Below are 15,332 nucleotides of genomic sequence, written 5' to 3'. Positions count from 1 at the left end.
CATGACGTTCTACAAGGCTTCCAAGTTTTCCTTTACGTCTTTCATCAGCCACATAGGCGTTGAGGTAGCACCGCAGATACCCACGGATTCATTTTCCTGAAAAATGGTCGCGTCCAGCTCTGCCGGATCCGAGATAAAGTAACTGTTAGGGTTGGCCTGTCGGCACACATCATAAAGTACCTTGCCATTCGAAGATTTTTTGCCCGAAACAAAGACAATCTTATCATACTGCCGTGCAAAGTCGCCCAAATCTTCATATCGATTGGAAACCTGCCGACAGATCGTGTCATTCGCCTTTACTTCGTATCCTCTTTTTATCAGCTCCTCCTTGATCGCATAGAACTTATCCACGCTTTTAGTCGTTTGGCTATATAGCGTGAAAGAAGCAGGCAGTTCGGCATGATCCAACTCCTCCAAATCCTGAAAAACAAGGGCTTCATTATTGGTTTGCCCCTGCAAACCGATAACTTCAGCATGTCCATGCTTTCCAAAAATCAAGATCTTCTCGTTGTCATCATGGGACGTTTTGATTCGGTTTTGCAGCTTTAATACCACGGGGCAGGAGGCATCGATCAGGGTAATATTATTTTCCAGCGCCGTTCTGTAGGTTTCCGGCGCTTCTCCATGTGCACGTATCAATACCTTTTCGTTGCTCAGGGTAGCAAGGTCTTCATGCCCGATAATGCGCAGGCCTTTAGCACGCAAGCGCGCTACCTCTTCATCGTTGTGCACAATATCGCCTAGGCAATACAGATAACCATCCTCTTCGAGGATCTCCTCGGCCATATCGATGGCATACACCACCCCAAAACAAAAGCCAGAGTCCTTATCGATTGTTACTTGAAGATTTTTAGCCATACACAAAGTTACACATTAGATATTACATTGAAAGGGCGTGCAAAGAGAAAACAAGTAATTCAGGATTTCGTTTGGGTTTTATGCATGAAAAAAGAATCACCTCACATTCACTTATGTTTGAATTTTATAAACTATCTTTATATTAACCAACTCTTTATAAGCGATGAACAAATTCTTTATTCTCTACATTAGCGTTGTATGCTTATCCGTTATTCACGCTTCGGCCCAGAGCCGCAAGCCCTTCACCTTTCAGGGTAAAATAGACAGCACCGAAAATGCGCTGTATTATTTCCAATATAAAGATCGGGACTCCAGTATCGTGGATAGCATCTATTTAGGCAAAGATGGCAGCTTCACGATCAGCGGTCAACTGAGCGAACCTAGTCGTCTGTTTATTGCAATCAAAGACAAGTATGATCCGCGTATCGTAGGGCCTTTTTCGGTCTATGAAACGTGGTTAGAGCCAGGAAAAGATATCCGGTTTCACGGTTTCAAATTGGAAGAAAGGTGCTAAGAACTTCAAAATCTGGAACTCCGCTATAGATAGCCTTTCTAGAGTCCATTTGGAAGGCATAAAACATCTGGATCAAGCTGCTGAACGGCAATACGACAAAGATTTTATATTGGCCAACACCGACAATTACTATGCTCTATTCGCCATGAAGGGATTTGTTTCCTCTGCGCAGGTCGATTGGGATTATATCAAAAGTACCCTCCCAAAATTCGAAGCTAATTTCCAGCACAGCTATATCTATCAGGACATCGCGAGCAGGTTGCAGGTAGCGGAAAAAACAGCGCTTGGTATGAAATTCCCCGATTTCCAATTGCCCAATGAGCAAGGCGATCTGGTCAGATTATCTGCCATTCAAAACGGGAAATACATACTGATTGATTTTTGGGCAAGTTGGTGCGGGCCATGTCGGAAAGAAAACCCCAATCTACTAAAAACCTATGCACGCTTTAAGGATAAAGGTTTTGACATTGTAGCCATCTCGGTAGACATGCGTAAAAAAGATTGGCTCAAAGCCATTGAAGAAGATAACTTGCCCTGGACGCAACTATCAGACTTGAAGGGCTGGGATGATGGCTTTGCCAAATCACTCTACATACATGCTGTCCCGGATAGCTTTCTCCTAGCCCCCGACGGCACGATCATCGCTCGCGGAGCCAGAGCCGGACTATTAGAGGAACTTTTGGAAAAATATTTGTTTTAATCCTATCGTTAACATCGCCGAATCTAGGATAAATAAGAAAACCCAGCTCTAACGAGCTGGGCTTCTCACTACATTTTACACTTGCTTAATTGTATCCTGTATTTTGGTCTAGGTTGGCATTCAATACACGTTGATTGTTTGGAATGGCAAACAAGGTCTTGTTGATATCCGTTGGTTTGTGATCCCACCAAGAATCGGTATGGAAGCGGCCGAAACGGATCAAATCTTGACGTCTAAATCCTTCAAATATAAATTCACGTCCTCGCTCCGCAAGCAACTCGGTTAATGTCAAATTTGAGGTGTTATAGGCGTAAGTTGACCAGTCATCCGCACTGTATGCTCTGCGTTTTGACGCATTGATCAAATCTACCGCTTCGCTTGTTGCAGTTCCACCATTTTTCCGCATTAAAGCTTCCGCTTTGGCAAAGTAAACCCATGTCAGGCGGTAGAAATGCCAATCGGTGCTATTGTAGCTCGGATGTGCGATATGTCCCAATTGGTATTTATTGAACCGTACACCGCTGGTTCCTTCGCCGGTCGTCATATCGGAAGGTAAAAGTTCCGGATCAGTACCATTGCGGATCGCCTCTAGGTTTTTACGGATATTATCTACAAAAACCACCGGCTGTCCCTGATACTCATCATTACTTCCTAACACCGGTTTGGTTGGATCATCAAATCGCATCTGTGGTCCATGCAACATCCAAGCAGTTTTACGTAAATCCGCAGTAGGAAATTTGGCATAAACACCTGGAATTACTACTGTTCCATCATTGCCATTTCTTCCTCCCCCGGTAATATCGCGCTGGTTAAAGTAGAAGAAATCACCGGTCCATTGCGGCTGGGTATTGGATTTTTGGAACTCGTAGGCTAACGCGAAAATCGTTTCCTTTGACAGATGGTTATCCGGCTTGAAAGCATCCGTAATGTTGGGATCCAATGCCATTTGGCCATTCTGTGCCCCCGCATTACCATTAATTAATTGGTTTGCCGCAGCGATACAATCATCCCAGCGCGGTGTACCTGTCCAAACTTCTGCGTTTAAGTATAATTCCACCAACATAGCGTAAGCTCCTGCTCTAGACATACGACCAGTCATTGCCGTTGATAGTACAGGGATTTTATCAATGTTTTCTAGAATTTCCTTCTCGATGAAATTAAACACTTCAGTCCTAGGCGCTGTGGAAGGACTAACAGGAATACCCACCTGTGTGACAATAGGGACATTACCCCAAAGATCCATAATCTTCAGATAATGAAAAGCACGGAATAGCTTGAGCTCTGCAATAAATGCTGCTTTTTCCTCGTCCGTAATACCCATCGTCGCGACATCACGGCTTTCCAATGCTTCAATTGGAGACGTACACAAACCCATTCCCCAAAACATTAGGTTCCATGCCTGCTGTATAGCAGCATCATCCCCTGTCCATGTATGGTAGTGTAACCTAATCCATTTACCACCATCCTGGCCGTGCCGACCTTTTACAGGCCAAGCCAACTGATCTGCGGAATATTCACTTAGGCGCCACCATCCATCCTGTCCAGGTGTTGCCCAAGCATTGGCATGCGTGTAGGGACGCAACACTGCAGAGATAACTTCCTCCTTAGTATTGTAAAAGTTCTCATTCACCAAGGTATCATATACCTTTTCATCTAAGTTCGTGCAGGCACTTGTGGCCATAAGGCTACCGAAAATCCCTACTGTATATAATACTTTTCTAAATTTCTTATTCATAACTTTCATTTTTTCCAATGCAGTTCCATTAAAATCCGATGTTCAAACCAACAAGGAATGACCGTGTAGTAGGGAATCGATCGCGACCGTCCACACCAGGATCCAATCCATAATCTTTCACCAAGTCAGGATCATTACCTGAGTATTTCGTGAAAAGGGCAAGGTTTGTTCCTGTCACATAAACCCGAAAATTACGTATACGCTCATTGTTAATTTTAAACGTATAACCTAAGCTAGCCTCGTCCAATTTCACGTGTGAGCCACTTTCAATATAATAATCGGAATACATGTAGGTATCTTTCAAATCGGCATGTTTGGTGAATGCATCATTGATTAAGTTATTAGGAAGAGATACTTGATTTCCGTACGAAAGCTGTGTCGTATTCAAGATATCATAACCAAATTTACCGCGGAAAAATACGCGCACGTCAAAGTTTTTGTATTTCACTGTATTTGTCAAAGAAAGAAAATACTTGGGCATAGCATTTCCAATTACTGTTAAGTCATTGTTTGCAATGTCCACGCGCGAGTCATTGATCTGATCAAAAGATACGGCCGAGCCATCACGCTTGTAAAACAGCCATTTCCCCTCTTCAGTGAAGCCAGCAAAGCGCTTACCATAGAAGTCACCAACGCTATTTCCTTCGAATGTACGAATGGCGTCCCCTAATGCTCCAGAACCACCGATGCCGGCAAAATCTCTAAAACTTGCTTTGTACACGTCGTCAGAAAACCTGTCCATACGGTTTCTGTTTGTGCTTCCAATAAAATCGATCGACCAGGTTACATTTTCATTTTTTACGGGTACCGCATTTAAAGTTACCTCCACACCTTTTGAAGACATCTGCCCCACATTTGTAAAGATAGAGTTCATGATCAAAGAAGGCTGCTGCGATGTATAGGTACCTAACAGATCTTTTGTGACCCGACGGTACATATCAATCGCCCCACCCAATCTTCCATTCATCACCGAAAAATCTACCCCGATGTTATACTCGTGCTTGGTTTCCCATTTCAAATTCGGATTTGGATTCGTGGTTGGCCCGTATGTCTGTCTCCAGATACCATCAGGATAAATATAGTTATTTCCTGTCCCCAAAGTCACTAACGAACGGTAGTTTGGAATATCTTGATTTCCTGTTATCCCGTAGCTGGCACGCAGTTTCAGATCATTGACAAAAGTTAAGTTCTGCATAAAATCTTCCGAAGTAAGGTTCCATGCGGCTCCCACAGAACCAAAATTACCCCACTTGTTGTTCGCACCAAAGCGACTAGACCCATCACGACGATAAGTTCCTTGAATGGTATATTTCCCGTCGTAGGAGTAGATTAAACGGCCAAGAAAACCGATGATCTTGTTGTCATTCTTATAGCTTCCCATTTCAGCTCTACCTGCTACCAGTTGGTTCCCAGCATTTAAGTTATTTTCTTCAAACACATCATTCGGAAATCCACGATTAGTCGCATTGAAATTCTGATTAACTTCATAACGATAACTGTAACCCGCTACAGCATTTACAGAATGTACATCATTGACCACTCTGTTGAAGGAAATTGTTGGTTCAAAGGCATATTTGAACTCCAGTCGACTACTTTGCGTTGCACGACCTAAAGCGCCCACACTGTTTTCTACCGACGATTCTGACGCAGCAGAAGCATAGCTCCCATCAACCCAAGAATTACGTTGTACGGATCCGAAAACATTGAACTTAAGGTCTTTGATAATCTCATAACCAACAGTACCGGAGAGTGTAGTGGTCTGTTGCTGACGACGGTAATGCTCTTCCGACAAGCGAGCTACTTCGTTTGTGGATGTAGGTTCATAGTACCACGTACCATCTTCATTTTTTAGTGGTAATGTAGGATTTCGTGTATAGGCCCATTCCCAGCCTCCACCACCATACATGTCTCCACCGGCAAGTAGATTGGCATTATTAAAGTTTGTCACAAAATCAACTTGTGTCGTCAATCGATCCTCAAAACTTTTTCCATTGAAATTTGCGCGTACACCATATTCTGTACGACCGTTCTCCCGAGCGACACTCTGCAAATCGCGGTAATAGGTACTCGCACGAAAATTGTTGTTTTCCCCACCTCCGGATATAGCAAGAGTATGGTATTGACTAAAGTTGTCTTTGTTCAACAACTCATCCAATGCATCCACACTTGCACCACGATCGTTTACATCTGAGATTAGGCCTTCTGCAATTTTCTGTCTATACTCGTCCGCATCCATAAAGTCCAATCGCCTAGCTAAGTAATCTCGGTTCACATATGTGGAATAGTCTAGGCGTGTTTTCCCTGCAGTTCCTTTTTTTGTGGTAACCAAAATAACACCACCGTTGGCTTGTGTTCCATATATAGCTGCAGCAGATCCGTCTTTGAGTACGGTGATCGATTCGATATCCGCCTGTTGCAGCAGATCCAAATTTCCACCAGGGATATTGTCTATAATCACCAGCGGCGAGTTCGTCCCAGAAACGGACGTCGCTCCACGAAGCTGTATCCCTACGCCCGTGTTTGGATTAGAGGCTCCTCTAGAAACCTGCAACCCTGCAACCTTACCTTGCAGGAGATCCATGGCATTTCGCGCCGCGCTCGAGCGAAAATCTTCCGCTTTAATACTGGTCGATGCTGCCGTAATCTCCGACTTTCTAGCCGTACCAAAACCGACAACAACCACCTCGTCCATACTGCGGCTGTCGGTTCGCATCACCACCTGCAAATTGGAAGAGTTTCCAACTTTTACGTCCTCCTGCAAAAAAGCAATGTAGGTAAATTGTAGCACATCACCTGTAGCAGCCTGCAAGCTGAAACGGCCATTTTGATCGGTTGAGGTACCTTCAGATCCACCTTTAACGCGGACAGTCACACCCACAAGTGGACTTTGGTCGGTGGCGCTTGTCACCACACCATTGATCGTACGTTGCTGTGCATAGGCTGTCCATCCACTATTCAGCACAAGGAATAGCAGCAGCAGCATGCCCATGAGTTTTCCAGCGCCCACTGGATGCTGTTTTCTTCTTCTCAAGTTTAATTTAATCATTTTAGTTTGGGTATTGGTTTTATTGTGTTCATTATTGTTGCTTAGAAAACGGAAAAACTCCATTGCCTGCACAAACGTTTTAGTTTTTTCATTGTAGCTTGTTGATCTCTATCATTTACTGTAACAATTGTGTGAATTATCAAGTTAGTGTGCGTAAAATTAGGGTTTACGATCTATCCACTTTGTGAATGAAATCCTAACAACTTGTTAATGGATTGTTAACGAAACAACGAATAAGATACTCGAAAACGGTATCCATCAGGTGGGATAAAAAAGCGATCGCCAAGGATTGTTGTTCCTTGGCGATCGCAAACTAAAGGTATTTCGATTAAAAACAGGTCGGGCTTACGAGTTCCCGTATAGGTTGGACTCACCACCATCGATGGCGATTGTTTGTCCATTGACATAACCGTTGTCTTCTGAAATCAGGAAGGCAACCAGCTTGGCCACGTCCTTTGGCTGTCCCAAGGCACGCACCGGATTGCGTTGCGCATATTCCGTTTCCGCTGCCTTCGGGTCAGCCGGGTTCACCTGTTTGAAAGCTTCGGCAACCATTGGTGTCAAAATAGCACCCGGCGCAATTGCATTCGTTAAAATTCCATCCTTCGCATATTCAATAGCCGCATTTTTCGTCATACCCGAAACAGCATGTTTTGTGGCTACATAGGCCGTTTGATTCACCACACCACGAATACCGCCAACCGAGGCCACATTGACAATACGTCCATAGCCCTGTTTCTGCATGACCGGAATAACATGACGCATTGCCAAGTAAACACCCATCAGATTAATATCCACCACACGCTTAAAAACCTCTAGATCATAATCTACCAAAGGCGCCTGCCTACCTTCAATTCCGGCATTGTTATACAAGCCATCAATACGACCAAATGCTTTCAGCGCTAAGGCCACATAACCTTTCACATCTTCTTCTTTGGACACATCAGCCACATAACTTTCAATCTTTATCTGCGGAAAAGCCGCTTTTATCTTATGGCTAGCTTCCTGCAACGCTTCGCCATTATAATCGACCAATAGCAGATCCGCACCTTTTGCAGCAAACTCTTCGGCGGCAGCTAGTCCCAAGCCCATTGCCGCGCCGGTCACAATCATTACTTTATCTTTCATATGTGTCATATTTTAATGGAATGTCCTTATCGGCATCCCTTATAAAGGTAAGGCTTTATACCGGGCAAAATGTTTAGCAAATGTAAAACTTGTTGTAACATCTTTTTATTCCTTGGCAACTTGCTCGAAGTACACGATCGATTTTTGAACGAGCACATAGCAGGAAAAACGATCAAAAAATTGCTGTACTCCTCACCCGATAAAACAGCAAATTTTGAAACAGCGCAAAAAATCAAAAAACTTTTTATTAGCTTTATTTCAACTAATCGACAGCACTGACTTAAATTTCTAACGCATCATGACGCAGCGCTATGGCGACTACCCCGATGAGACACTCATTGGGCTGTTAAAGACAGACGATAGGCGGGCATTCCAAGAACTCTATGAGCGCTATTGGGAGAAACTATTTTTTACAGCAGCGAGAACCCTAGGCAATCCGGAAGAAGCAGAGGAATGTGTGCAGGATATCTTCTGCAACCTATGGCTACGACGGGAATCACTCCTACTAAAGCATTCCTTTCATACCTACCTCAGTGTTGCCACGAAATATAAAGTGATCGATAAATTGCAGCAGCGCCATAGAAACCGTGTTGCGCTGGCCGAAGCGGTAATCTACCTATCCACAACGGAACCCTCCGTCGAAACGCATATCCTGGAAAAAGAATTGATGGAACGATTGACGGCGAGCATTACAGCCCTGCCAGAAAAATGTCGGCTGGTGTATCAATTAAGTCGTGAGCAGTATAAAACGCATAAGGAAATTGCCCTAGAGCTCGGCATATCCGAAAAGACGGTCAACAACCATCTGGTAAAGGCTTTGCGCGATATCAAAAATGCGCTAGTAGGAACCATTCCACTGTTGTAAACAGTCCCCAAAAAAATTTTACACTAGACTAGGTATATGCATCCGTATAACCGACTATAAGGCTATACTAACCCTAATCATGGATCAAAAATACGATGCCGCCTATATAGAAGCGTTGGCATATAAGCTAAAATCAGGAACGATCAGCGACGAAGAGCTTGCCTATTTCAACGCTTGGTACGCCGAACAGCAAAGGCAGGATTTTCCGGTATCGCCCGATGTTGCTCGCGATCGCGAGGAACTTGGCGCACGCATTTATCGGCATATCGATCAAGAGATTGCCACAAGCGAGCAGAAGTCCACCCGTCTATTCCTTTGGAAGAGATGGACAATTGCCGCCGCCGTTATCCTGATCGTCGGCTTTGCGGGCGTCCGTTATCTCCTTCCCAGCCAGCAAGCCAATCAAGTGGCCAGCGAAGCGATCAGTCCGGCCAGCAATACAGCCATCTTGACCCTAGCCGACGGCTCCATCATTCAACTCGCCGAAATTGCTGCAGGCACTGTGCTGCATACTGCAGCAGCAGATATTATCAAAACTGCGGACGGCGAGCTTGTCTATCAGGTTAAAGAAACCCAAGGCGATGGCGAAGCCTTAGAATACAACAGCATCACCGCTCCTGCGGCGGGCAAATGGTTAGTCGTTCTTCCCGACCAGTCCAAAGCTTGGCTCAATGCCTCCTCAACCATTAGCTACCCTACCCGCTTTGCTAAGCACGAGCGTGTTGTCAAAATCCAAGGCGAAGTCTATTTCTCCGTTAGCCACCAAGAGCAGGTTCCTTTTTACGTGGATTGCCAGCAACAACGCATTCGCGTGTTGGGCACCGAGTTTAATGTGGAAGCCTACGGTTCAGAAGAACCGATAAAAACAACCTTGGTAAAAGGCTCGGTCGCTATACAGACTGGCAGGCAGCAGCTACAACTACAACCTGGCGAGCAGGCCATCTGCAGCGGTACAGCCCTGCATAAGGAAGCGGTAGACGTCGATGCCGCCATCGCTTGGAAGAACGGCTACTTCAACTTCAACAACGAGAGCCTCGCACATGTCCTGACCAAAGTGGCACGCTGGTATGATGTCGATATCGTTTACCAAACCGCATCAGCCTCCAACGTGGTATTGACCGGTAAGGTGTCCAATAAGAAGAACCTGCAGAGCATCTTGCGATTTATCGAATATGCGAGCAACATAAAATGCACAATCGAAGGACGAAAGGTCATTGTATCCCCCTAGAAAACAACGCTCCTTGTCCTACAGCTAGTGGCACAGGAGCTACCGCCTAACGGCAAACAAGCATGAACATATAAAACAAACTAACGATACCAAAGAATAACCATGATGAATAAAACCTTACCGACACCCTGGTACCGCAAGATCAGCGTACACCGGCATGTGCATCCCTGCCTGTCGCGCCTGAAACTCACGGCCTTGCTTATTTTGCTGATTGTCCAAGTACAAGCACGCAGCTATGCACAACCCATTAGCATACACAAAACCAATGGTTCACTAGCCGACATCTTAAATGAAATCCGCAAACAGAGTGGCTATGATTTTCTGTACAACCAGCTCCTGCTTAAAAACAGTAAGCCCATTACCGTCAACATTGAAAATGCAACGGTAGAGCAAGCTCTGGCGATCTGTTTAAAGAACCAACCTATTAGCTACATCATCGAAGATCAAACGGTCATTTTACAAAAAAAAGCCACGAGCGGCCAAGCAACAAAAGACGAGCGCGCGTCGTCCGTAGACAAAGCGCTTCAATTGCAGGTTCGTGGAAAAATAATAGATGAGCAACAACAAGCCTTGGAAAGTGTTACGGTGTTGAACCTCCGCAGCAACGAAACGACGCGTTCAGACGCGCAGGGCAATTTCGGCATGCCCGCAAATCCCGGCGATCAACTTCGCTTCTCCCTACTGGGCTACACCCCAAAGACAGTAAGCATCGGCAACGGACAGCAAGCACTTAACGTACAACTACAGCAAACCTCCGTACAGCTAGACGAAACCGTCGTCACCGCTCTCGGTATTCGCCGCGAAGAGCGTTCCCTAGGTTACGCCGTTTCGGAAGTCGATGGCGAAGGGCTAAAGAAAGCCCGCGAAACCAATGTCATCAACTCGCTGGCCGGTAAAGTGCCGGGGCTTATCATCAACAGCACGGCCGGTGGGCCGGCAGGCTCCTCCCGCGTCATCATCCGTGGTAACACGACCGTAACCGGCAACAACCAACCGCTCTACGTGGTGGATGGCGTACCTATTGACAACTCCAACTACGGTGGAACCGGGTCAGGGCAGTATGCAGAAGGCTACGATATGGGCGATGCTATCTCGGCTATAAACCCGGACGATATCGACAAGATCAGCGTACTAAAAGGCCCATCTGCAGCAGCACTTTACGGAACACGAGCTGCCAATGGGGTCATCCTCATCACCACAAAAAAAGGAAGCACCAACAAAGCCTTGGGCATTGAGTTTAATAGCACCTCCTCTTTTGAGACGCAGCTAACCACCTACGATGGCTATCAACGTCTTTTTGGGCAAGGCACCAAACAGAATGTACCTACCTCAGCGCTGCAAGCACGCACCACGCTGTTCCAAAATTTCGGTGCCCGCTTGGATCCCGATCTGATGGTGGAATCCTATGATGGCGTTATGCGTCCCTACGCTTTTGTAGAAGATAATATTGGCGGCTTCTTCCGCACCGGATCCACCTACAGTAACAACCTATCGTTTACCAGTGGTAATGAAAACTCCTCCTTCCGCTTTTCGGCGGCCGACCTGCGCGTTAAAGACATTATTCCCGCCAGTGGCGTGCGCCGGAATACCTTCAGCCTGAACGGCACCTCCAAGTTTGGCTCCAAAATATCGCTGGAGGCACGCGCCATGTACATGAATGAGAACGTGAAAAACAGACCAGCCCTTGCCGATAGCCCCAGCAATATAGGCAATGCCTTTATCGGTCTAGCCAGCAACATGGACCAGTCCTTGTTTGCAAACACCTATAAAAACCCAGATGGATCCTATATTGAATGGGGCGGTGGGCAATATCGCCTAAACCCCTACTGGGTCATCAATGAAATGTACAATGAAACCAATAAAAACAGGTTGATGGCGGCAGCACAACTGAGCTACACCGCGACCTCTTGGCTGAACGTGCAGGGACGCGCCTCTACTGACCTCACCTTCCTAGATTTCGAAAAGTTCAGTCCACGCACCACGCCGGGCTTCGTTACGGGCGGTCTCGACCAAATGGATCGCAAATTTGTAACCACCGAAGCGGACGTCTTGGTAACTGCCCAAAAACAGGTGACCACCGATCTACATCTTTCCGCACGCCTCGGCGGTAGCATCTCCCGGGTGGACAACAGTGGGCGCACCATGCAGTTCACCAATATGACCGTGCGCGATGCCATTATCCCGACCAGCTTCACCGACAAGAATATCCTACCCATGAGCTACGCCCGGCACCTCAACTCTTTGTATGGGTTGTTCAGCGCCGGCTATAAAAACTACCTGTACATCGATGCCTCGGTTCGCCGCGATGCCTCCTCCACGCTGCCGGAAAATGGCAACAGCTATATCTATCCCTCCGTGGCCGGTAGCTTTGTGTTCAGCGATGCCTTTAAAATCGATAAATCCTTCCTCTCCTTTGGTAAATTCCGTGCTTCAGCAGCCGAAGTGGGTGGCGATACAGAAGCCTATCTGTTAGATCTGTATTACGCCATCAACCCCTTGTCCTTCAATGGGCAGGCCTATGGTGGAGCAGCCACCGAAGTACTACCCGCGCAAGGACTACGGCCTACGCGTACACGATCCTTCGAGTTGGGTACCGAGCTGAAGTTCCTGAACAACCGCATAGGCCTCGATGTCACCTACTACACCCAAAAGTCCCGCGACCAGATCAATCGTGTGCCCATTCCCTACTCATCCGGTTTCCAAACCCGCATGATCAATGCCGGCGTGGTGTCTAACCGGGGTGTGGAAATTTTGTTGAATACCAGCCTCATTGCCAAAGAAAAGTTTCAGTGGGATATGAGCTTTAACTTTGCACGCAATGTCAACATGGTTGAATCCTTGGCAGATGGCGTTCCCTTCCTCACCTTGTCGGATGCGCGTTGGATGAGTGTCGCCGTCGTAGCAAAGCCCGATGCTCCTTATGGATCCATCCTTGCCTTCGATCAGCAGACCGATCCGCAGGGCAATATTATTTTGGATCCCGTTTCGCTCCTGCCGCTACAAAGCGAAGAACGTCAACTTGTCGGAAAAGGAATCTACGACTGGACGGGCGGTATCAGCAATACCATGAACTACCAAAACTTTAGCCTTTCCTTTATTATGGATATCAAATCGGGTGCAGATATGTTTTCCATGACCAACCTCTTTGCTGCCAGCCGCGGAAGTCTAAACAGCACGCTGGAAGGACGTAACGAATGGATCATTTCCGAAGAAGAACGGCAGATGGCCAATATGACCATCGAGCAGTGGACAGCAGCTGGTAATGTACGCGGACTGGTGCCCAAAGGCGTAATCCGCAGCATCGACGAAAATGGCAACGAAGTGTTTACTGAAAACACACGCGCCGTCGATCCATCCGTGTATTGGGCACAGATCGTGCAAGATGGCGGCGTTGCCCGTCCCTACATCTACGATGCCTCCTATGTAAAAATGCGCGAAATTACCTTCGGCTACCGCCTCCCCACGGCCTTGACTCGCAAATGGGGCATTCAGGATATGCAAGTCAGCGTAGTGAGCAGAAACCCTTTTATTATCTATAAGGACGTTCCAAATATTGATCCGGACTCCAATTACAACAACGGAAATGGACAAGGGCTGGAGTATGGCTCCCTGCCAACCCGCAAAAGCTGGGGCATTAACCTAAATGTCAGATTTTAACCGTAGAACAATGAGAAAGCTATTTATATTTCCTCTATTAACAACAGCACTACTTGTAGCCTCTTCCTGCGACAAGTTTGGCGACGTAAACACCGATCCAACCCGATCCAGCGACCTCGACCCAGCTATACAGCTGTCGCAGGTTCAACTACGCTATTCCGGCGATCTCGAGATCAACGAAAAGCTCCATCTATGCCTTACCATGCCCATTGTGCAGCAGGTGGGTGGCATCTGGGCAAATCGCTGGGGGCAGATGTATATTTACAACAGGCTCTACCTGTCGTCCCTTTGGGAAAATGCCTATCGGCAGGATATCACCGACATCGTATCCGCCGTAGACCGCAGTGCGGATAATCCCGACCTCTCCAATCTGCATAACGTATGCCGCATTATGAAGGTCTACGAATTTGCACGCATGACCGACCTTTACGGCGACGTCCCCTACAGCGAGGCCGGCAAGGCCTACAGCGGAGGCATCACCCATCCCAAGTTTGATAAGCAAGAGGATATCTACAACGACTTCTTCGTCGAGCTAGCCGACGCCGTCGCACAGCTGGATCCCGCAAAAGATCGCGTACAGGGCGACCTCTTCTACAACGGCGATATCAACGCTTGGAAGAAATTTGCAAATTCCCTGCGCCTGCGCTATGCGATGCGCCTGGTGAAGGTCAATCCAGAGAAAGCCCGTACAGAAGCACAAGCAGCACTTGCTGCAGGCCTTTTCAGCAGCAATGAAGATATCTGTTCGTTGCAGCACGAGGATGTACAAAATTCCTATACGGATGTTCGTGGCAATGCCCTTTCGGCGGCTTTCGTGCAAGCTGAAGTACAGCCTCGTGTCAACAATACCTTTATCGAGCAGTTCCGCAGCACCAACGATCCCCGTATGGCCCATCTGTTTCGCTACTACATTGACATCATCAACCGGCCCTTTGATCGGCAAGACATCACCGACCCCCTGCGTGCACAGATTGGCTACAATGGCGTGCGCCCTACCGATTACGTATGGGATGAATGGCTAAACCCTATCACGATCACCTTGGCAAACGGAACAACCGTACAAGCCGTAAACAATGACCAGAAGGTACAGCTGGCCAATTTTATGATCCGCAACAATGCACCCTTTCTGCACATGACCTATGCGGAGGTATCCTTGTTGCTGGCCGAGGCCGCCGTACGCTGGCCCGGCAACTGGGGAGCTAGCGCTGCCGAGCACTACGGCAACGGTATCCGTGCCGCTTGCCAGCAGCTTGCGCTCTATCCCGGTGGGCCAAGCATTGCCGACAGCCAAATAAACAGCTTTATTAGCGGCAACAGCCTCCTTCCCGGCCGTGAAATTGAGCTGATCAATAAACAATTGTGGATCGCGCTATTGATGAACGGAACCGAGGCCTTTGCCAATTGGCGGCGCACGGGCTTTCCGCAGCTCACGGCTTCACTAACCGGCGAATCCAATACGACCAGCATTCCGCGTCGACTGGAATACCCCATTAACGAACTAGAACAGAACCGCGCAAATGCTACGGTAGCCATCGAAGCGCTAGGCGCACTGGGCAACAGCTGGACCAACCGCGTGTGGTGGGATAGACCCTAATCAACAT

General features: G+C 47.2%; 10 protein-coding genes. 6 read left to right on the top strand and 4 right to left on the bottom strand.

Annotation, left to right across the window (positions count from 1 at the left end):
* Positions 1-9: 9 nt before the first annotated feature.
* A complete protein-coding gene (locus tag SCB77_RS13710) occupies positions 10-858 on the bottom strand; it encodes a 4-hydroxy-3-methylbut-2-enyl diphosphate reductase (RefSeq protein WP_320182575.1) in 849 nt (282 codons plus the stop codon).
* 163 nt (positions 859-1,021) lie between these two features.
* Between SCB77_RS13710 and SCB77_RS13705 the strand changes: the two genes are divergently transcribed.
* Together SCB77_RS13705 and SCB77_RS13700 are read left to right on the top strand one after the other, a co-directional pair.
* The gene (locus SCB77_RS13705) at positions 1,022-1,372 is read left to right on the top strand and encodes a DUF4369 domain-containing protein (RefSeq protein ID WP_320182574.1); all 351 of its coding nucleotides are present in this window, start codon (positions 1,022-1,024) and stop codon (positions 1,370-1,372) included.
* Between the two features lie 49 nt (positions 1,373-1,421).
* A complete protein-coding gene (locus tag SCB77_RS13700) occupies positions 1,422-2,072 on the top strand; it encodes a peroxiredoxin family protein (RefSeq protein ID WP_320182573.1) in 651 nt (216 codons plus the stop codon).
* An 85-nt stretch (positions 2,073-2,157) separates the two neighbouring features.
* Here SCB77_RS13700 and SCB77_RS13695 read toward each other — a convergent pair whose 3' ends face one another.
* From SCB77_RS13695 to SCB77_RS13685, 3 genes are all read right to left on the bottom strand, one after another.
* Complete coding sequence (locus tag SCB77_RS13695; protein ID WP_320182572.1) at positions 2,158-3,807, bottom strand: RagB/SusD family nutrient uptake outer membrane protein; 1,650 nt, start codon at positions 3,805-3,807, stop codon at positions 2,158-2,160.
* 28 nt (positions 3,808-3,835) lie between these two features.
* A complete protein-coding gene (locus tag SCB77_RS13690) occupies positions 3,836-6,838 on the bottom strand; it encodes a SusC/RagA family TonB-linked outer membrane protein (protein WP_320182571.1) in 3,003 nt (1,000 codons plus the stop codon).
* Between the two features lie 360 nt (positions 6,839-7,198).
* Positions 7,199-7,981 (bottom strand): glucose 1-dehydrogenase, encoded by a 783-nt coding sequence (locus SCB77_RS13685; protein WP_320182570.1) that lies wholly within the window; start codon positions 7,979-7,981, stop codon positions 7,199-7,201.
* A gap of 298 nt (positions 7,982-8,279) precedes the next feature.
* Between SCB77_RS13685 and SCB77_RS13680 the strand changes: the two genes are divergently transcribed.
* The 4 genes from SCB77_RS13680 to SCB77_RS13665 all read left to right on the top strand — a co-directional run bounded on the left by SCB77_RS13680 (position 8,280) and on the right by SCB77_RS13665 (position 15,325).
* Positions 8,280-8,846 carry an RNA polymerase sigma factor gene (locus SCB77_RS13680; RefSeq protein WP_320182569.1) on the top strand — a complete coding sequence of 189 codons (567 nt, stop codon included), beginning with the start codon at positions 8,280-8,282 and terminating at the stop codon, positions 8,844-8,846.
* Positions 8,847-8,925: 79 nt separating this feature from the next.
* Positions 8,926-10,074: a FecR family protein gene (locus SCB77_RS13675; RefSeq protein WP_320182568.1), complete on the top strand. Its 1,149-nt coding sequence runs from the start codon at positions 8,926-8,928 to the stop codon at positions 10,072-10,074.
* 102 nt (positions 10,075-10,176) lie between these two features.
* Positions 10,177-13,731 (top strand): SusC/RagA family TonB-linked outer membrane protein, encoded by a 3,555-nt coding sequence (locus SCB77_RS13670; RefSeq protein ID WP_320182567.1) that lies wholly within the window; start codon positions 10,177-10,179, stop codon positions 13,729-13,731.
* A 10-nt stretch (positions 13,732-13,741) separates the two neighbouring features.
* On the top strand, positions 13,742-15,325 hold the full coding sequence (locus SCB77_RS13665; protein WP_320182566.1) for a SusD/RagB family nutrient-binding outer membrane lipoprotein: 1,584 nt from the start codon (positions 13,742-13,744) through the stop codon (positions 15,323-15,325).
* The last annotated feature ends 7 nt before the right edge of the window (positions 15,326-15,332 follow it).

Source organism: Sphingobacterium bambusae, assembly GCF_033955345.1.
Taxonomy (GTDB): Bacteria; Bacteroidota; Bacteroidia; order Sphingobacteriales; family Sphingobacteriaceae; genus Sphingobacterium; species Sphingobacterium bambusae.
This window is presented reverse-complemented; position numbering and strand designations above follow the sequence as displayed.